The sequence below is a fragment of the Peptoniphilus phoceensis genome (genome assembly GCF_001517665.2).
Classification (GTDB): domain Bacteria; phylum Bacillota; class Clostridia; order Tissierellales; family Peptoniphilaceae; genus Peptoniphilus_A; species Peptoniphilus_A timonensis.
In genome coordinates this window covers 790,650-810,845 of the sequence record NZ_LN999809.1, presented here as the reverse complement: position 1 = coordinate 810,845, position 20,196 = coordinate 790,650, and the positions used below count along the sequence as shown (strand labels likewise).

21 protein-coding genes are annotated in these 20,196 nt (G+C 32.6%); 20 read left to right on the top strand and 1 reads right to left on the bottom strand.

Going from position 1 to position 20,196, the window contains the following annotated elements; all coding sequences use genetic code 11:
- Window position 1: 1 nt before the first annotated feature.
- From BN3657_RS08180 to BN3657_RS08135, 10 genes are all read left to right on the top strand, one after another.
- Window positions 2-676 carry an amino acid ABC transporter permease gene (locus tag BN3657_RS08180; RefSeq protein ID WP_062552507.1) on the top strand — a complete coding sequence of 225 codons (675 nt, stop codon included), beginning with the start codon at window positions 2-4 and terminating at the stop codon, window positions 674-676.
- The gene (locus BN3657_RS08175) at window positions 669-1,391 is read left to right on the top strand and encodes an amino acid ABC transporter ATP-binding protein (protein WP_062552506.1); all 723 of its coding nucleotides are present in this window, start codon (window positions 669-671) and stop codon (window positions 1,389-1,391) included. Before BN3657_RS08180 ends, BN3657_RS08175 begins: the two co-directional genes overlap by 8 nt.
- A gap of 109 nt (window positions 1,392-1,500) precedes the next feature.
- Window positions 1,501-2,193 carry a hypothetical protein gene (locus BN3657_RS08170; RefSeq protein WP_062552505.1) on the top strand — a complete coding sequence of 231 codons (693 nt, stop codon included), beginning with the start codon at window positions 1,501-1,503 and terminating at the stop codon, window positions 2,191-2,193.
- Window positions 2,183-2,392: a hypothetical protein gene (locus BN3657_RS08165; RefSeq protein WP_062552504.1), complete on the top strand. Its 210-nt coding sequence runs from the start codon at window positions 2,183-2,185 to the stop codon at window positions 2,390-2,392. Before BN3657_RS08170 ends, BN3657_RS08165 begins: the two co-directional genes overlap by 11 nt.
- 445 nt (window positions 2,393-2,837) lie before the next feature.
- Entirely contained in the window at window positions 2,838-4,376 is a 1,539-nt protein-coding gene (hutH, locus tag BN3657_RS08160) for a histidine ammonia-lyase (RefSeq protein ID WP_062552503.1), read from the top strand.
- A gap of 73 nt (window positions 4,377-4,449) precedes the next feature.
- Window positions 4,450-5,343: a glutamate formimidoyltransferase gene (ftcD, locus tag BN3657_RS08155; protein WP_062552502.1), complete on the top strand. Its 894-nt coding sequence runs from the start codon at window positions 4,450-4,452 to the stop codon at window positions 5,341-5,343.
- 8 nt (window positions 5,344-5,351) lie between these two features.
- Window positions 5,352-7,031 (top strand): formate--tetrahydrofolate ligase, encoded by a 1,680-nt coding sequence (locus tag BN3657_RS08150; RefSeq protein WP_019138838.1) that lies wholly within the window; start codon window positions 5,352-5,354, stop codon window positions 7,029-7,031.
- A 15-nt stretch (window positions 7,032-7,046) separates the two neighbouring features.
- On the top strand, window positions 7,047-7,673 hold the full coding sequence (locus BN3657_RS08145; protein WP_062552501.1) for a cyclodeaminase/cyclohydrolase family protein: 627 nt from the start codon (window positions 7,047-7,049) through the stop codon (window positions 7,671-7,673).
- Window positions 7,670-9,013, top strand: coding sequence for a methylaspartate mutase accessory protein GlmL (gene glmL, locus BN3657_RS08140; protein WP_062552500.1), 1,344 nt, complete (start codon window positions 7,670-7,672; stop codon window positions 9,011-9,013). The genes BN3657_RS08145 and glmL overlap by 4 nt, the downstream gene beginning before the upstream one ends.
- A gap of 187 nt (window positions 9,014-9,200) precedes the next feature.
- Window positions 9,201-10,895, top strand: a complete 1,695-nt coding sequence (locus BN3657_RS08135; RefSeq protein ID WP_062552499.1) for a DUF2207 domain-containing protein — start codon at window positions 9,201-9,203, stop codon at window positions 10,893-10,895.
- A 91-nt stretch (window positions 10,896-10,986) separates the two neighbouring features.
- On the opposite strand, the gene BN3657_RS08130 is transcribed toward BN3657_RS08135, so the two are convergent.
- Window positions 10,987-11,493: a hypothetical protein gene (locus BN3657_RS08130; protein ID WP_062552498.1), complete on the bottom strand. Its 507-nt coding sequence runs from the start codon at window positions 11,491-11,493 to the stop codon at window positions 10,987-10,989.
- Window positions 11,494-11,929: 436 nt separating this feature from the next.
- Between BN3657_RS08130 and BN3657_RS08125 the strand changes: the two genes are divergently transcribed.
- From BN3657_RS08125 to BN3657_RS08080, 10 genes are all read left to right on the top strand, one after another.
- Window positions 11,930-13,654, top strand: coding sequence for a catalase (locus BN3657_RS08125; protein ID WP_019138835.1), 1,725 nt, complete (start codon window positions 11,930-11,932; stop codon window positions 13,652-13,654).
- Window positions 13,655-13,726: 72 nt separating this feature from the next.
- Window positions 13,727-14,710, top strand: coding sequence for a radical SAM/SPASM domain-containing protein (locus BN3657_RS08120; protein WP_062552497.1), 984 nt, complete (start codon window positions 13,727-13,729; stop codon window positions 14,708-14,710).
- Window positions 14,711-15,238: a hypothetical protein gene (locus tag BN3657_RS08115; RefSeq protein ID WP_019138833.1), complete on the top strand. Its 528-nt coding sequence runs from the start codon at window positions 14,711-14,713 to the stop codon at window positions 15,236-15,238.
- Window positions 15,235-15,708 carry a staygreen family protein gene (locus BN3657_RS08110; RefSeq protein WP_062552496.1) on the top strand — a complete coding sequence of 158 codons (474 nt, stop codon included), beginning with the start codon at window positions 15,235-15,237 and terminating at the stop codon, window positions 15,706-15,708. The genes BN3657_RS08115 and BN3657_RS08110 overlap by 4 nt, the downstream gene beginning before the upstream one ends.
- A 139-nt stretch (window positions 15,709-15,847) precedes the next feature.
- Entirely contained in the window at window positions 15,848-16,342 is a 495-nt protein-coding gene (locus tag BN3657_RS08105; RefSeq protein ID WP_062552495.1) for an NUDIX hydrolase, read from the top strand.
- A gap of 36 nt (window positions 16,343-16,378) precedes the next feature.
- Window positions 16,379-17,776, top strand: a complete 1,398-nt coding sequence (gene cysS, locus BN3657_RS08100) for a cysteine--tRNA ligase (protein WP_062552494.1) — start codon at window positions 16,379-16,381, stop codon at window positions 17,774-17,776.
- Complete coding sequence (locus tag BN3657_RS08095) at window positions 17,761-18,168, top strand: Mini-ribonuclease 3 (protein ID WP_062552493.1); 408 nt, start codon at window positions 17,761-17,763, stop codon at window positions 18,166-18,168. The genes cysS and BN3657_RS08095 overlap by 16 nt, the downstream gene beginning before the upstream one ends.
- Window positions 18,165-18,923: an FAD-dependent thymidylate synthase gene (gene thyX / locus BN3657_RS08090; protein WP_062552492.1), complete on the top strand. Its 759-nt coding sequence runs from the start codon at window positions 18,165-18,167 to the stop codon at window positions 18,921-18,923. Before BN3657_RS08095 ends, thyX begins: the two co-directional genes overlap by 4 nt.
- Window positions 18,923-19,630: a 23S rRNA (guanosine(2251)-2'-O)-methyltransferase RlmB gene (gene rlmB, locus BN3657_RS08085; protein WP_062552491.1), complete on the top strand. Its 708-nt coding sequence runs from the start codon at window positions 18,923-18,925 to the stop codon at window positions 19,628-19,630. The genes thyX and rlmB overlap by 1 nt, the downstream gene beginning before the upstream one ends.
- Window positions 19,631-19,653: 23 nt before the next feature.
- Window positions 19,654-20,196, top strand: a complete 543-nt coding sequence (locus BN3657_RS08080; protein ID WP_062552490.1) for an NYN domain-containing protein — start codon at window positions 19,654-19,656, stop codon at window positions 20,194-20,196.

Genomic DNA, 20,196 nt, shown 5'->3' with positions numbered 1-20,196 from the left:
AATGGGAATTATGAATCAATTTGCTTTCTTGGAGAGATACCTTCCAACTTACTTAAATGGAGCCATAACAACTATTGAACTTTCAATAATTGGTGTCATTTTAGGTTTTACACTTGGGGTTATCCTTGCTCTAATGAAAACATCAAAATTAAAAATATTAAATATCTTATCAAGTGTTTATATAGAAATCGTAAGAGGAACACCAATGCTTGTTCAAATAATGATTGTGTATTTTGGACTTAAAAAAATTATTCCAGAACAATTTACACTTTTAACTGCACCAATGTTCTTGTGTTCTCTTTCCATATCTTTAAACTCTGCAGCCTACATTGCAGAAATTATAAGATCAGGAATATCTTCAGTTGACTTTGGACAAATGGAAGCAGCAAGATCTCTTGGACTAAACCAAAAACAAGCAATGAAAAAAGTTATTATGCCTCAAGCTATAAAAAATATTCTTCCAGCTCTAGTAAATGAATTTATTACACTTATAAAGGAATCTTCAATTACTTATACAGTGGGAGTTGGAGAATTGATGTATGCCGGAAAAACTATTTCTTCAGGTACTTATCAACTAGTAAAACCCTTTATATTTGTAGCTGTAATTTATTTCATTATGACCTTTAGCCTTTCAAAGGCTTTGGGACTTTTAGAAAGGAGACTTTCAAATGATTAAGGTAGAAAATCTTACAAAATCCTTTGGTGAATTAGAAGTCCTAAAGGGAATAAATCAAGAAATAAAAGATGGAGAAGTTGTTGTTGTAATTGGACCGTCAGGGTCTGGTAAATCAACATTTTTGAGATGCTTAAATCTTTTGGAAACTCCAACAAGTGGCAAGATTTATGTGGACGATGAAGAAATAACATCTAAGGAAATTGACATAAATAAGGTTCGTGAAGAAATGGGAATGGTATTCCAATCCTTTAACTTATTTAACAATTTAAATATCTTGGATAATATTACTCTCGCTCCAACACTTGTTAAGAAAATGGAAAAAGAAAAAGCAGAAACAAGGGCAAAAGAATTACTTGAAAGAGTTGGACTTCCAGACAAGGCTGAGTCTTTTCCAAAATCACTCTCTGGCGGACAAAAACAAAGAATTGCAATAGCAAGAGCTCTTGCAATGAATCCAAAGGTTATGCTCTTTGACGAACCAACATCAGCTCTTGATCCAGAAATGGTAGGAGAAGTCCTTGACATAATGAAGGACCTTGCAAAGGAAGGAATGACTATGGTAGTTGTAACTCACGAAATGGGATTTGCAAGAGAAGTTGGCGACAGAATTTTATTTATGGATGGCGGCTATATTGTAGAAGAAGGAAGTCCAGAAGAAATTTTTGGAAATCCACAAAATGAAAGAACAAAAGACTTTTTAGCTAAAGTTCTTTGATTTAAATATTTTTATAGAGATGGCTTAGGAAACTAAGTCATTTTTTATTGCAGTTTTTTATCGTGTATAATATTTTTTAATGATATAATTCCTTTAAGGAGTAAGCGTGATGAAGCCACAAATAAAAAAATTAATTATCCTTTTTGCGATTATATTTTTACTTCTAATATTCTTTGGGAAAAGTAGCTTCAAGTCCTACAGTGATATACCAAAAGCTTTAGATCAAGAAGAAGTAAATATTGATAATGAAAATTACGAATCCAATAAAAATTTTAGAATTTTAGAAGTAGCCAGTGACAAGAAGAAACAAATGGAAGAGAGTCTTGGTTATGAAATAGCAGAAATAAAACATATAAGACTTATTGATGAGGATGACTACGCAAAAAAAGAAGTGGCCAATAAAGAAGCATATACAATTGAAAATATTTCAGAAGTTAAAAATGCAATAGAATTTAGTGGAAGAGATGTCTGGGAGTTAAACTATAAGAACAAAGAGTATAAAAAAGCTGGAATTAAAATAGGAAATAAAATTTTAAAAAATGATTATATGGTGGATCTTCCCATGGACCCAAAATTAATTTCCAATGCCTTAGTCTTCGATGTGGAGAAGAAAAATAAAATTGACTTAAATCTTGAAATAAAAGTTGAAGGAAAAACTTTTGCCACAGTTAGCCTTTTTCCTGAAATAAATTACTATGAATTTGAAATACATAAAGAGAAAGAAGAGAAGTCAGTAGGAAGTGCTAAAAAAGTTGTGGGAGCTTATTTAATAGTAAGAAAGGAGCAAATAAATGAAATCTAGAGACAAGTATATTATAACTGGCGTGGTCTTAACTGTTTTATTAATAATATTTTTACACTTCATGCCACTTTTGGACCTAAAAGTTACATCATCTTATAAAAATCATTTAATTGATTATGTGAAGGGTGACTTTACAATGACAATTGCCTTTGCTATTTCTGTAGGACTTATTGTCTATGGACTAATAAAGAAAGATTAAGATAAATTTTATGACTTAGGGGACTAAGTCATTTTTTTATGTAAACTTTATTCTTAAAAGAACAAGATAAGGTTAATATAGATTAAAATGAATAACTAGAAAAAATATGAATTTTTGTAAATAAATATTAAAAATTTTAATAAATTTGTAAAATTATAATAAGTTACTGTAAATTGTAAAATCAGACAAACATGTTATCAAGAAAACGTATTAAAACATTGTATTTTTTTAGTGAATAGAGTTTTATTTTCTCTAAAATTATTGACAATGATTTATATTTAGAATAAAATCTAGTTAGAAAACATTTGCAAAGTTATTTAACTAGCAAGTGCAGGAAAATTTTTTAGCAACTACTTTTCAAAGGATGACATGATGTTTCATCTTTATAATATTCTTTTGAATTAGTATGTTAGATGTAATGAATTAAAAGAAAGGGAGTACAATTATGAACAAAGTAGTATTAACAGGTAATGATCTAGACCTTGAACAATTAGTAGCTGTAACAAGAAATCACGTAAAAGCAGAAATTGATGAAAAGGCAATAGCTGACGTAAACAAATCAAGAGAATATGTAGAAGAAATCGTTGAAGAAGAAAGAGTTGTTTACGGAATCAACACAGGATTTGGTTCTCTATCAAGAGTAAGTATCTCTAAAGAAGATTCAGCTCAATTACAAGAAAATATCATCAGAACTCACGCTTCTGGTTTTGGTAACCCACTTCCTGAAGATGAAGTAAGAGCAGTTATGCTTATTAGAATTAATTCACTTTTAAAGGGAGTTTCTGGTATCAGACTTTCTACTATTGAATTACTTCTTGAAATGTTAAATAGAAACGTAGTTCCATTTATTCCAGAAAAAGGATCTCTTGGAGCATCTGGAGACTTAGCACCACTTGCACACATGGTTCTTCCAATGCTTGGACTTGGAAAAGCTTACTATGAAGGAGAACTTCTTCCAGGTAAAGAAGCTATGGAAAAAGCAGGACTTAAACCAATCGCACTTGCAGCTAAAGAAGGACTTGCACTAATTAACGGTACAACAGTTCTTACAGCAACTGGAGCACTTGCAACTTATGATGCACTTCAACTTTCTAAGATTGCTGATATCGCAGGAGCTATGGCTTGTGAATCTTCAAGAGGAATCATTGACGCATTCTGGGAAGAACTTCACACAATTAGACCACACGCTGGATCACTAAAGACTGCTGAAAATCTAAGAAATATTCTTGAAGGTTCAACTTATGTAACTCACACAGCAGAACTTAGAGTACAAGATGCTTACACATTTAGATGTATGCCACAAATTCACGGAGCTTCCAAAGATACTCTTGAATATGTAAAAGAAAAAGTTGAAATCGAACTTAACTCTGCAACTGATAACCCAATTATCACTCACGACGGTAAAGTAATTTCTGGTGGTAACTTCCACGGAGAATTAATGGCTCAACCATTTGACTTCTTAGCAATTGCAGTTTCTGAACTAGGTAATGTTTCTGAAAGAAGAATTGAAAGAATGGTTAACACTACACTTTCTGGAATGCCTTCATTCCTAGTAAAACACCCTGGTCTAAACTCAGGTTTCATGATCACTCAATACGCTGCAGCTGCATTAGCATCTGAAAACAAAACTTTATCTCACCCAGCAAGTGTTGACTCTATAACATCTTGTGAAAACCAAGAAGACTTCGTATCAATGGGTAACTGGGCTTCTAGAAAAGTTAGAGAAGTTGTTAAAAACACTGCAAGAATTTTAACTACTGAACTTATGATAGCTGCTCAAGCTCTTGACTTTAGAATGGAAATGGAAGAAAACAAATTTGAACTTGGTAAAGGTACAAAAGCTGCTCACGATGTAATTAGAAACCAAGTAGCATTTATCGAAGAAGATAAGAATATCGAAATTTACGAAGAACTTGAAAAAGCTCAAGAATTAATAAGCACTGGAAAACTTCTTGAAGAAGTAGAAAAAGTTGTTGAACTTTAAAAAAAACGTAAAATAATATATAATGTAAGAGGAAAGAAAGTAATTAAGTAATCTATATTAGGAGGAAAATCAATTGAAAAGAGTAATGTGTATTCCTAACTATTCTGAAGGTAGAGACCTTGAGAAAGTTGAAAAAATCACAGAATGTTTTAGAGCAAAAGAAAATATTAAGTTAATTGACTACCAACCAGATGCTGACCACAACAGACTAGTTGTTGAAGTTATTGGTGAACCAGAAGCTGTTATCGATGCAGTTTTAGAATCTGTTAAGGTTGCTTCTGAAATAATTGATATGTCTACACACAAGGGTGCTCACCCAAGAATGGGAGCAGTTGACGTTATTCCATTTGTTCCAGTAACAGAATGTACAACTGAAGAATGTGTTGAATACGCTAAAAGAGTTGGTAAAGCAATAGGAGATATGGGAATTCCTGTTTACCTATATGAAGATGCTGCTTCAACTCCAGCAAGAAAGAACCTTGCAAAAGTTAGAAAAGGACAATACGAAGGATTCTTCGAAAAAATCAAAGAAGAAGAATGGAAACCAGACTTTGGTCCTCAAGAAATGAATGTTAAATCAGGAGCTACTGCTGTTGCAGCAAGATTCCACCTAGTTGCATTTAACGTAAACTTAAACACTAGCGATTTAACTATTGCAGATACAATTGCAAAGAAAGTTCGTCACATCGGTGGAGGACTAAGATTTGTTAAGGCTATTGGTCTTGAACTTGAAGAAAAAGGTCAAACTCAAGTATCAATGAACCTTGTAAACTTTGAAAAAACTGCAATTTATCAAGCTCTTGAAATGATTAAATCAGAAGCTAAGAGATATGGCGTAACTGTTGTTAACACTGAACTTATTGGACTTCTTCCACTACAAGCTCTAGTTGATTCAGCAGCTTACTATATGCAAATTGAAGGATTAAAATCAGAACAAGTTCTTGAAACACTATTAATTGAGGAGTAATTTAATATATGGCATTTAAAACAGATATACAAATAGCTGACGAAGCTACAATGCTTCCTATTGAAGAAGTTGCTGCAAAAGTAGGCTTCGAAAAAGACGATCTTGAACAATATGGTAAATATAAAACTAAGATTTCTTGGGATGCAATTAAGAGAATTGAAGAAAACAACGAAAATGGTAAATTAATTCTTGTTTCTGCTATCTCTCCAACACCAGCAGGTGAAGGTAAATCAACAGTTTCTATTGGTCTTACTCAAGGTCTTAATAGAATTGGAAAGAAATCTGCAGTAGCACTTCGTGAACCATCTCTTGGACCAGTTTTTGGTGTTAAGGGTGGAGCTGCAGGTGGTGGATACTCACAAGTAGTTCCTATGGAAGATATTAACCTTCACTTCACAGGAGATCTTCACGCAATGACAGCTGCAAATAACCTTATTTCTGCAGCTATCGATAACCACATTCACCAAGGAAATGCTCTAAGAATTGATTGTCGTCAAATCACTTGGAAAAGAGTACTTGACATGAACGATAGAGCTCTTAGAAATGTTGTTATTTCTCTTGGTAAAAAAGCTGATGGATTCCCTAGAGAAGACCACTTCATGATTACAGTTGCTTCTGAAATCATGGCAGTTCTTTGTCTATCAGAAAACATCGAAGACTTAAAGAACAGACTAGCTAAAATGGTTATTGGATACAATCTTGATGGAGGTCCTGTAACTGTTGCTGATCTTGAAATCCAAGGTGCAGTAGCAATGCTTCTTAAAGATGCATTAAAACCAAACATGGTACAAACTCTTGAAAATACACCAGCATTTATTCACGGTGGACCTTTCGCTAACATTGCTCATGGATGTAACTCAATCCTAGCTACTAAACTTGCACTTGCAACAAGCGATTATGCAGTTACAGAAGCTGGTTTCGGTGCTGATCTTGGTGCTGAAAAATTCATGGACATCAAATGTAGAAAAGCAGGTCTTGCTCCAGATGCAGTTGTAATTGTTGCTACAATTAGAGCTCTTAAAATGCACGGTGGAGTAGATAAAAAAGAATTAAAAGCTGAAAACATTGAAGCTCTTGAAAAAGGATTTGCTAACTTAAGACGTCACGTTGAAAATGTTAGAAAATTCGGAGTTCCAGCAATTGTTGCAATCAATAGATTCGCAGACGATACTGAAGGCGAAATTGCAAAATTAGAAGAACTTTGTGCTGAACTAGGCGTTAAGATTTCACTTTGTGAATGTTTCGCTAAGGGTGGCGAAGGTGCTGAAGATCTTGCACATAAAGTTGTTGAACTTATTGATGAAGAAGAATCTAACTTCAAGCCTATTTATGATGAAAATGACAGCATCGTTGATAAAGTAAACACAATTGTTAGAGAAATCTACAGAGGTAGACAAGCTAACTTCACAACAGCTGCTAAAAAACAAGTTAAGAAAATAGAAGAAATGGGTCTTGACAAACTTCCTATCTGTATTGCTAAGACACAATTCTCATTCACTGATGATAAGAATATAGTTGGAGCACCTACAGACTTTGATATTGAAATTCAAGATGTAAGAGTTTCTGCAGGAGCAGGATTTATAGTAGTTCAAACATCTAACATCATGGTTATGCCAGGACTTCCAAAAGTACCAGCTGCTAACAAGATGGATATCGATAATGACGGAGTTATCACTGGATTATTCTAATTCACAGGAGGAAAAATGCTTAAAGATTTAAATATAGTAGAATTCGCTGACGAAACTGCTTCAAATTCACCAGCACCTGGTGGTGGATCAATTGCTGCACTAAACGCATCAATGGCAGCTTCACTTCTTGCAATGGTTGCAGGTCTAACTATTGGCAAGAAAAAATATATGGACGTTTCTGACAGAATGGAAGAACTTCAAGCTGAACTTTTAAAATATAAAGATGCTTTTGTTGATGGTATTGATAGAGACGCTAACTCTTTTAACGGAGTTATGGACGCTATGAAACTTCCAAAAGAAACTGAAGAAGAAAAAGCTAAAAGATCCGAAAAGATTCAAGAAGGTTACAGAAATGCAATTGATGTGCCTCTAGGACTTGGAACTAAGGTTACTGAACTTTATGATTATGCAAGAGAACTTGCAGAAAAAGGTAACTCAAATGCAATTACAGACGTTGCAGTAGCTTTACTAAATATTGAAGCTGCAGTTCACGGAGCTTTCTTAAATGTAATCATTAACCTAAACTCTCTTAAAGATCAAGATTACAGACATGAACTTGAAGAAAAAATGGAAGCTACAAGAAAGATTGTAGAAAAAAATCACGCAGAAATTATGAAAATAGTAGATGAAAAACTAGCATGATTTATCTTTTAGTCGATGTTGGATCAACTTATACAAAATTACATTTAGTGGATACAGATGAGAATGTGATTTTGGCTAGTGCTTCAAGTTACACTACTGTGGAGACTGATGTGAGAGAGGGCTTTAATAAAGCTTATAAAAAATTAAGAGAAATCTCTGATGTCGAATATGATAAAATACTAGGTTGTTCTTCAGCATCAGGAGGGCTAAAGGTAATTGCAATAGGTTTTTCAAAAAATCTAACTACTGACGCTGCAAGACTTGCGTCATTATCAAGTGGAGCCAGAATATTAAATGTTTATTCCTTTGAACTTAAAGACGAAGAAGTTGAAGAAATAAATAATTCTGGAGCCGATATCATAGTTTTGTGTGGTGGAACTGACCACGGCAACAAGGAAAATATAATCTACAATGCAAAAAAACTTGCAAAGGGATCGGTAAAAATTCCAGTTGTTGTGGCTGGTAACATTGATACTCATGAAGAAATAAGGGACATCTTTTTAAAAGCAGATGTCCCTTGTGACTTCACAGAAAATGTTATGCCAACGACAAACACGATAAATTATAGACCTCTCAGGGAAACAATAGGAAATCTTTTTATAAAGACTATTGCCCACGCTAAGGGAATAGATAAATTGAGTCAAGATTTTGAAATACTTCTTCCAACTCCAGTTGCAGTCCAAAAAGCCATGTCTGTCTATGCAAAATATCTTGATAAAGTTATTTTATCAGTAGATATTGGTGGAGCAACAACAGATATTCACTCAATAGGCAAGACTTATTATGGAGAAGAAAATGTCATCTCACCTCCCATTGATGAGCCTTATGAAAAGAGAACTGTTGAGGGCGACATGGGAATGAGATATTCTGCCACTGCTCTTTATGAGTCAGTTGGGGAAGAAGCTTTTTTAGACTTTGGAATCAAGGATGCTAAAGAAAAAACAGACTTTCGTTATAATCACACAAATTATATTCCAGACAATGAAGAAGATTTGTATTTTGACAATGTCTTGTGCTATATTGCAACTCATACTTCCCTTATGAGGCATATTGGTCACATTAAAAAAATTAAAACAGCTACTAGAACGATTTATGAACAGTATGGAAAAGATTTGAGACCAGCAGAAATGTTTATTGGGACTGGAGGATCTCTCATTAATTCTAATGAACCTAAAAAAATTCTCTCAGCCATAAAAGATTTAGAAGATAAATATTTGATAAATAGAGATGTAAAATGCTATTTAGATAGCGATTATATCCTATCTTCTGCCGGTTTAATTTCTACTGTTGATGAAGAAGCTTCCTACAAATTATTAAATAAATATTTAAAAGAACTATAAATTTAAAAGAAGTTGCCATTAGTTTGACAACTTCTTTTTTTATATTTAATATTAAATAATTTTGAGGAAAAAATATTTTAAATTAAAAATACAAGAAAAATTTAAAAATTAGTAAGAATAATAAAATTGAAAAATTATTTGTAAAGTTGTATTATCAAAATAGATAAGTTTAAAAAGGAGAGATGACATGAAAATAAAAAAGATACTTTTATTGACTATCTTATTTGCACTTCTTCCATGTTTTGTTTTTGCAGAAGATTTTAAGAGTATTAAAATTGATGCCACAATTGATAAAAATGGAATTGCAAAAGTAAATGAAGTTTGGCAAATTGATGAGGACAATAAGGATTACACTGAAAGATATAAACTAATAAACAATTTGCAGGGTATAAAAATTGAAGATTTTTCTGTCAATGCTCTTGGAAGGGACTTTACAGAAATTAGTCCATGGAATATAGATTCAAGCTTTGAAGAAAAAGCCTATCACTATGGCCGAATTGATAGAGAAGACGAAGTTGAACTTACTTGGGGAATTAGTGAATTTGCTGATAACACTTATAACTTATCTTACACAATAAATCCAATAGTAGTGGGATTAAATGACAGCGATATGTTATTTTTTAAATTTGTTGGAGATAACTTTGATCCAAAACCTAAAAATGTAGATATAATTATTAAAGGCTTTGAAGATTTTAATGACGTAAAAATGTGGGGTTTTGGCATGGAAGGAGAAATCCACAATGTAGATGGAGTAATCCAAATGAAATCCTCTGGCTATGTTGATTATGCAAGTGTCATGCTAAAATTCCCAAAGGGATATTTTAATACAGCTTATAAAATTGATAAAAACTTTGATGATTATGCAAATATGGCGGCTGAGGGCTCTCATTGGGAAAATAGAGAAGGAGAAGCTTACGAAAAGCCTATGTCTACAGGAGAAAAAACTGCCCTAGGAGGAATTTTTGCAGCAGTAGTGGCAGTAGTTTATTTTGTAGCAAGGGCTGTAGGTCTATCCTTTAATAAGAGAAAAATCCAAAATAAAAAGATTCTTCCAAAAACAAAGGATTTAAAAGGAGAGTACTATAAAGAAATTCCTTATGAGGGACCTATGGAAGACTTGGCATATTTTATAGCTGAAGCTTATCTAGTCACAGGAGATTTAGTTGGAAATTATATAAATGCCTTTATTTTAAAGTGGAATTTAGAAGGAGCCATAGAATTTGTAGAAGAAGGAAAGGGCTATTCTAACAATAAGATAAAAATTTTAAAAAGCCCTGAAAACATGGGACCAATGGAAGAAGAACTCTTTGATATGATTTCTGCAGCCAAAGAAGAAAATGATAAAGAATACATCACAGCAAAAGATTTCAAAAAATATGTGAGAAAACATAGAAAAGAAATGGAAAATTATTACGAAGAATTCCAAACATCTTCTATTAGAAATCTTAGAGAAAGAGGATACTTAGAGGACTATGTCTATGAAAAGAAATTCCTAGGATCAAGAAGAACTGGCAAAGAACTTCGAGTAACTGAAAAGGGAAAAGTTCTCTACGAAAATCTAATTAAGTTTAAAAATTATCTAAAAGACAATCTAGAGCAAGTTACAGAAGAAGTGGAATTTGAGAAGTGGGAAGAATATCTAATTTATTCATCAATCTTCTTCTTAGACAAGGAGTTTGTAGAAGGAGCAAAGGCATATCCAGCTTATGTCAATAACTACGCACTTTATAACACACATATATTGGCAACGAGAAATTTCTCCAAAAAAATCAATCAATCTTATCAAAGCGGATCTGGATTCACTAACGGAGGAGTTGGAGGCTCAACTTCTGTAGGAGGTGGAGGAGGATCCTTTGGTGGAGGCGGCGGTGGCGGTCGCTAATAATATTCATCTCTAATATAAAAAGAAAGACAGTTTCATTATAGAAGCTGTCTTTTTTTATAGAAATATATTTAATTGAAATATTAATATTTTATCTAAAAATAAAGAAATACACTAAATAAAAATATTCAATATAAATAATTACTTGTAAGAATATAAATGTGTATAGTTTGTTTTTGGAATAAGTCGTAATTTGTTTAAAATTATATATATTCATTGCAAAGTATACTAGGCTAGTTAAAAGAATTAAATACATATAAATGTTAGGAGAAAATATATTTGCAAATTCCAAGTGGTATTTATCTGGAATTAAAAATACCATGGGAGTTAATACAATGGCAGATATCATGTATAGAAAGATTCCCTTATCGCTCTTTTTTTCTTCATCATAAAAATAATAAAAAATCATAAATAATATAAGCGTTAAAATTAATAAATAGGACTTATCAAAACAAAATGCCAAGGTAAACATTACAAAATCTATATTTTTAAGTGTTTTTGATCTATAGTTAGAATCACTTTTTTCTCTTTCTGTTAAAAAATTGAATATAATAAATCCAAGAATAAATAGTAATAATATAGTTAATTCGGGATTCATAATTAATCACTTCCTTAAATTTATAAGATTAGTAGATTCCTATCATAATTAAAATTATTTATAAGCTCCTTATATGTAGTGATAAATACCTGATATAGGAAAAACTAAAATTTCATTAAATCTTCTACAAATATTGTAAAAAAGAAAAAATACCCTTGTCAAGAAAATAAGAAAAAATATTTATTATTCTATTTATCTACAGATTACGATAAAGTATAAAAACAATAGTAAAAGCACATAAAAGACTGCTATTTTCTGGATTTTTTAGAAATTTTTATTATTTTTTGGATTTTCTAAATATAAATTATCAAGTTTTCATAAACAAGTTTTTATAAATTTAGTGAAAAAGCTTTTTAATGCATTGAGTAGATGTACACTTTTTGGGTAATTAAAAAGTAGGCTATAATTTTGTAATTATTTTTTTAGGAGGTATAAAATGGCAGACGATAAGAAAAAAATGGACCCAACAGCTAAGAATAAGGCCGGAGATCCAATGCCAAGTAGAAATCAAAATGTAAATGATGATCCTACACTTAGACGTGCAGGTGGACAAGTAGTTGATAATGACGAAGATTCCATGACTGCAGGTATGGATGGTCACCTTTCAGTCCAAGATTTGTGGTTATTTGAAAAACACGCTCACTTTAATAGGGAAGTCATTCCTGAAAGAAGAATGCACGCCAAGGGCTGGGGTGCTTGGGGTGAATTTACTGTAACTCACGACATCACAAAATACACTAAGGCAAAACTTTTTAGCAAGGTTGGAAATAAGTGTAAGGTATTTTCAAGAATGTCAACAGTTGCTGGAGAACGTGGAGCAGCTGATGCAGAACGTGATATTCGTGGATTTGCAGTTAGATTTTATACAGAAGATGGAAACTGGGATGTAGTTGGAAATAATACTCCCGTATTTTTCTTCAGAGATCCAATGAAGTTTATTGATTTAAACCACGCTGTCAAGAGAGATCCAAAGACTCACCTAAGAAGTCCAAACACAAACTTTGATTATTGGTCATCTCTTCCAGAATCTTTACTACAAACAACTATCATAAACAGTGATAGAGGTATACCTTCTTCCTTTAGATATATGCACGGTTTTGGTTCTCATACTTATTCTATGTATAATGAAGAAGGCACAAGAGTTTGGGTTAAGTTCCACTTTAGAAGTCAACAAGGTATTTTAAATTATACTGACCAAGAAGCTGAAATGGTAAATGGTAAGGACAGAGAATCTTCAGGTCGTGACCTTTATACAGCTATTGAAAATGGAAATTATCCAAAGTGGAAATTATATATCCAAGTTATGACTGAAGAAGAAGCTGAAAAACATCCGACAAATCCTTTTGACCTTACAAAAATGTGGTTAAAGAAAGATTATCCACTTATTCCTGTGGGAGAATATGTTTTAAATAAAGTTCCAGATAACTTCTTCCAAGATGTTGAACAAGCTGGTTTTTCTCCTGCAAATATAGTTCCAGGAATTGCACTTTCTCCAGATAGAGTTCTTCAAGCTAGAGCTTTCTTCTATTCAGATGCACAAAGATATAGACTTGGAGTTAACCATCACCAAATTCCTGTAAACTCACCACTTGGTGTAAAACATCCTCATGATTTCCACAGAGATGGACAAATGAGAGTTGATGGAAATAAGGGTGCAGAACTTCACTATAGACCAAATTCTTATGGCGGATGGCAAGATGATCCAAGCCTAGAAATACCACATGATAAAGGTGGAGAAACTAAGAGATACGATTATAGGGCTGATGATCACGACTACTTCACACAACCTGGCATGTTATTTAATAGGATGACTGATGAACAAAAATTAGTTTTATTTGAAAATACTGCTAGAAACTTAGGCGACTCAACTATGCAAATTAAGCACAGATATATAAGAAATTGCTATGCAGCTGATCCTGAATATGGAAAGGGCGTGGCAAAGGCTCTTGGCATAGATATTGATACAGTTGACTTAGAAATGCATGAAGCTAAATCTCGTGAAGAATTGGAAAAATTAAATGCAAGGGATCAAGATCTTAATTATCCAACAGAAGCTGCAGAACCAGAATCTGCTAAGGACCTTCCACCAGAAGGAAGAGATACAAATGCCAAAGATCCGACAACATTAATTGCTTGGGAAGATGACCCATACCTACTTTGATAAGGAAATAAATTAAATAATATTAGAATTGCCTCTTTTATGAGGCAATTTCTTTAGGAGGTTATAGGAAAAATGAAAATTGTATCTTATAATGTTACAAAAAAATGCAACCTCTATTGTGAACATTGCTATAGGAATTCTAAAGAAGATGTGGATTTGTCAGATGAGCTATCTACTGAAGAGGCAAAGGAAGTCTTTAGAGATATAAAAAAAGCTGGCTTTAATATGCTTAAATTAAGTGGTGGAGAACCTTTAATGAGGGAGGATATTTTTGAACTTGCAGAATTTGCATCCAGCCTTGGTCTTTATACCTGTATGGGAACTAATGGGACTCTCATAGATGAAGAAAATATAGGACTTATAAAAAAGTATATAAAATCCCTTGCCATTTCTATAGATTCGAGAGACAAAAATATTCACGATTTCTTTAGAGGATATGAGGGAGCCTTTGAAAAAACCATGAGAGGTATAGAGATTTTAAAAGAAAATGATGTTAAGTTTCAGATAAACACCACTATCTCTAAAATTAATTTAAAGGAAATAAAAAGCCTTTTAGATTTTGCAAGTGAGCTAGGAGCATCTTCAGTACATGTTTTATTCTTAGTTATGACAGGTAGGGGAAAAAACTTAGAAAATGTCTACCTAACAAAAGAAGAATATACAGAAGCTATTAAGGAAGTTTTGGAGTACGAGTCAGACTTATTTATAAAGCCTACTTGTGCACCCCAGTCAACAGTCATGGCAAAGAAATTAGATTTAGATCCAAGAGTAAAAAAGTCATGCATAGCAGGTACAAGTTATTGTAGCTTGGTATACGACGGCAGGGTGAATATTTGTCCCTATGCAGAAGTAGAGGCTGGCAATGTGAAAGAGGATTCTTTTTATAACATTTGGAATAATAGCGAGGTCTTTCAAAAACTTAGGGACCCTTCATATTATAAGGGAAAGTGTAGAACTTGTAATTTTAATAATATTTGCGGTGGATGCAGGGCAAGGGCCTATGCAAATACTGGAGATTATTTAGAATTTGATAATTATTGTGTTTTAGGTGATTAGATGAAAAAATTTAGACTGAAAGATTGGGTTTTGATGGGTCTTTCTCTGGCAATGATGATTGTTGTTGGTAAAATCCTTTATACTATATCCTTGAGTTTACCAATACCTTCTTCAAGAGTCCTTATGACGGCGCCCGCTTTCTCCTTTATATATACAGCAACAATTTTAAAAACTAGAAAAATTGGAACTGTATCCTTAATTTCTTTGTGCTATGCGATTTATATGCTTAGGTTTTCTGTTTTTGGAGCCTTGGCTGGACTAGTCAGCGGAGTATTAAGTGATATTTTGACTTTGATAATCTTTAAAAATTATGATAAAGATAGTAATATATTTTATTCTGTACCAACAAAAAGTGCTTTTGGCGTTTGGACTTCCTTTTTCATAGTAAAGTTATTTGTACCACAATCAAGATTTGTGCAAGCAGGGATTATTCCAACTATTATAGTCACAATTATAATATATTTTATTGGATATCTTGCCTCTAGATATACTTTAGAAATCTTTTCAAAAAGGATTGTTAGGGCATGAAGAATTTAAAAGTAATCGAAAAAGATTGTGCAAAAGATTTAGAATTAAAGAAAAGAAAATACATACTTTCTCATGATGATGAAACAGGAGAACTTTTTGTTGAAATAGTGGATAATCTAGATGATTTTACAATGAGTGAAGAAAAGGATGAAGTTTTTGGATATTGGGAAGATAAATACTTTGTATTCCAATGCTTCCTAGACAATGAGAATTCCAAATTTTCTACAAAGGCAAGGTTTATAATTTTCAAAGAACATTTACAAAACTCACTTCTTGCAATTGTACAAGCTGAGAGAAAATTAAATTTTTCTGATACAGATATTTATGTGAAGGAAATTTATAAGTCCAAAGATGAAAAATTTAATATAAGGCTTGTAGAGAAAACTCTAAGAGATTATGTCTATAAAGATGATAGATCCTATGTAGAATATAGAAGAGGATTTGATTATAAGTCTTTAAAAAATATTTAAGATAAAGTGGAATAAAATTTCCACTTTTTTATTTTGTAAAAAATTCTTATTAATAAATAGTAGATTTTAATTAAATAAAGTTTTCATAATCTTTAAAAAACACTATAAATAGTGTAAAATAACTGTAAGGAGTTTTGTCGTGGAATATTGGGATGTTTATAATAAAAATGGAAAATGGAAAAGACGTGTCATTAGAAAAGGCGAGCGTCTTAAAAACAGCGATTACCATTTAATAGTAGAGGGATGGATTTTAAGGGACGACGGACAATTTATTATCCAAAGAAGAGCTCTTGAGAAAAAATCTTTTGCTGGAATGTGGTATTGTTCTGCTGGTGGCTCTGTCATTTCTAGAGAGACCCCAAAAGAAGGTATGGTTCGTGAATTTAAGGAAGAACTTGGAGTTGACATAAGAGAAGAAGAACTCAAGTTAAAAAGAATTATTACTGAAAAAAACACAATATTCTATATCTTTTTAGTGAGAAAAAATATTTCTCTTGATGAAATTGTAATGCAAGAGGAAGAAGTCATGGATGTTGATCTTGCAAGCGTGGAAAAGATTCAAAAAATGATTAATGACAAAACTTTTATAGGACTTGATTACTACGAAAAATTTTTCAGAAGTATATTTAAATAATCGTCTCTATTGAGGCGTTTTTTTATAGGAGGATTTATGAAATTATACAATACTCTAACGAGAAAAAAAGAAGACTTTGTGCCAATTAAAGAAGGAGAAGTTGGTATATATAATTGTGGCCCAACTGTCTACAATTTTATTCATGTTGGAAATGCAAGACCTCTCGTTGTATTTGACACTTTGAGAAGGTATTTTGAATATAAGGGAATGAAAGTTAAATTTGTAGTTAACTTTACAGACATAGATGACAAAATGATAAACAAGGCAAATGATGAAGGTGTTGAAGTTTCTGATATTGCCAAGAGATATATAAAAGAATTTAAAAAGGATGCAGTTGGACTTCACCTATATGATTATGAAACCTTAAACCCTAGAGCAACAGAACACATAAATGAAATTATTGATTTTGTACAAACTCTAATTGACAAGGGTGCTGCCTATGTATCTAATGGAGATGTTTATTTTGACATCAGCCATGCAAAGGACTATGGCAAACTTTCAAAGAAAAATATTGAAGATTTAATTTCTGGTCACAGAGTTGATATCAATGACAACAAGAAAAATCCAAGTGACTTTGCACTTTGGAAAAATAAAAAAGAAGGGGAACCTTTCTGGCAAGCACCTTGGGGTGAAGGAAGACCAGGTTGGCACATTGAATGTTCAGTTATGGCAAAGACACTTATTGGCGATAACATTGACATTCATACAGGTGGAGAAGATTTACAATTCCCTCACCACGAAAATGAAATTGCTCAATCAGAAACATGTAACGACGTTCCTTTTGCCAATTATTGGTTACACAATGGAATGATAACTGTGGACAATGAAAAAATGTCAAAATCTAAGGGAAACTTCTTCACAGTTAGAGAAATTTCTGAAGAATTTGACCTGGAAGTTTTAAGATTTTTCCTTTTGACAACTCAATATCGTTCACCAATTAACTTCTCAAGAGAAGTAATGGAACAAACAAAGAATTCTAGCAAAAGACTTTATAATGCCAAGTACAAACTTGAAGATGCAATAGAAAAAACTGAAATAGAAAAAATCACAGAAGATGAAGAAAAATTATTTAAGTCCTTTGACAGACACGTTGAAAAATTTGAATCTGCCATGGAAGATGATTTAAACACAGCTGATGCAATCACAGCTATATTTGATTTAGTAAAAGATATAAACTTAAATCTTGATGAAAATTCTTCTAAAGAAGTTCTAGAAAAAGCCCTAGATCTTTTAAAGAAACTTACAAGAGTTCTTGGAATTATGGAAGAAGAAAGAGAAGAAATTTCAGACGATATTGAAGAGCTCATCAAGGAAAGAAATGAAGCTAGAAAAAATAAAGATTTCGCCAGAGCAGATGAAATCAGAGATGAGTTAAAGAATATGGGAATTGAAATTGAAGATACGAGAAGTGGAACAACTTGGAAGAGAATTTAAATTTTTTAGAAATTAAAGATTATAGTGAAGCTGAAGTAAGAGAACTAAGCCCTTTGACTCTAGCTTATATAGGCGATGCTGCCTTTGAGATTTTAGTCAGAAGTAAAATTTTAGACCTTAGAAAAAATCCAAACAAGCTTCACAGAGAGAGCATAAGATATGTAAGGGCAAAGGGTCAAAGAGAACTATTTGAAAAGATAGAAAATCAATTGACAGAAGAAGAATATAAAATATTTAAAAGAGGTAGAAATGCAAAATCTCACACTGTTCCCAAAAATGCAGATCCCATTGATTATAGGATTGCAACAGGAGTGGAGGCTCTCTTTGGTTATCTCTACCTCTTAAAGAGATATGAAAGAATTAGGGATTTATTTAAGGAGATGACTAAATGAAGGTAAAGATTATTTCGCACACAATGGATCCAGACAAGACCATTGCAGCAGCAGCAAAACTTTGTTATTCAAGAGTAGGTGTAGAAGAAATAACAGAAAACTTGACAGAAGAATCTACTGAAAAGTTTCTAAATAGACTCATGTCTTTTTCTCATCTTTCACCCCTTGAACACGTCAGCTTTACCTTTGCCATAGAAGGAGTTTCAAGGACTCTTACTCATCAGTTAGTAAGACACAGACTTGCATCCTATTCTCAACAATCACAAAGGTATGTAAAATTAGATTCTTTTGAGTACATTATCCCACCTCAAATTGAAAAAAATGAAGAAGCTAAAAGAATATTCATAGAAGCTATGAAAAGAGATCAAGAAGACTATGACAAATTAGTTGATATTTTAGTAGAAGAAAATGCAAGACCTTTAATCCAAGAAGGAATGGATGAAGAAAAGGCGAAGAAGGCAGTGGAAAAAATGTCCATAGAAGATGCGAGATATGTATTTCCAAATGCTTGCGAAACAAAAATTGTTGTTACAATGAATGTCAGAACTTTGAGACACTTCTTTACAGTTAGATGTTGTGAAAGAGCTCAATGGGAAATAAGAGAACTCGCAACTGAAATGCTAAGACAAGTTAAGGAAGTTGCTCCACTTTTATTTAAAGACCAAGGTCCAGCTTGCGTATCAGGTCCATGCCCCGAAGGCAAAATGACTTGTGGCAAGGCAAAAGAAATTAGAGAGAAGTTTAAGAATTTATAATGAAATATATTTATGGAAGAGGCCCCGTTATGGAGGCCATAAAAAATGAAGAAGTAGAAAAAATTTATGTAGGAAAAAATGCCAGTGGATCTATAAAAAAGATTCTTGGCATGGCAAGAGATGCAAAAATCCCTGCGGTCACTAGTGACAATGAAAAATTGGAAGAACTTGCTGGCACGAAAAACCACCAAGCAGTAGTTGCCCTAGTAAGTGATTTTGAATATATTGAACTTGAGGATTTAATCAAAAAGTTAAAGGATAAAGATGATGCCAAAATATTTATCCTAGATAAAATAGAAGATCCTCACAATTTTGGAGCAATTGCAAGAAGTTCTAATTTCTTTGGAGTTGATGCAATAATTTTTCCAAATAGAAGGGCTGCTACTGTGAATGACACTGTTGTAAAATCTTCTGCAGGTGCAATTTATGATATTGATGTAGCCAAAGTTTCAAATATTTCACAATCAATGGACAAATTAAAGGAAGCAGGATTTTGGATTTATGCGACAGACCTTGAAGGCGAGGACATTAGACAGTGTGACTTTTCTGGAAAGACAGCCATAGTTATAGGTAATGAAGGAAAGGGAGTTTCAAAAAATGTTTTGAAAAACTCTGATAAGATTATAACTATTCCAAATTTTTCTGATTTTGATTCTTTAAATGCCTCAGTTGCAGCGGCAATTGTCATGTATGAGATGAAAAGATAAAAAATATTAGATAGAGAAGAAGAATGAGAAGGCGGATAAGTAGATATAGGAGAGATACAAATTATCTCTTTGTTGATGGATACAATATTATAAATTCCTGGCAAAATTTGATAGATTTAAAAATTATATCTCTTGAAGATGCGAGAAATGAATTAATAGATATTATGATAGAATTTTCTCACACGACAAAAGAGCATATTATCCTAGTCTTTGATGCCTACTTAGTAAAAAAATCTGGAGGCAAGACCTATAAGAAAGATGGGATTGATATTATTTTTACTAAGGAATTTGAAACTGCAGACCACTATATTGAAAGGCAATTAGATAATATTGGCAAGCTAACCAATGTTCGTGTTGCCACTTCTGATAATGTGGAGCAACAAATTATTTTATCGCGTGGGGGAACAAGGATTTCTGCAAGAGAACTTGAAGCTGAGGTAAATAATTCAAAAAATAAAGTAAATCACATGGCAAAAAAATTAAAAGAAGAAAAAGTAACTGCTCTTGATGATGATATAATTCATAAACTCAAGATTTTAAGGCAGGATATATCTAATAAAAAATAG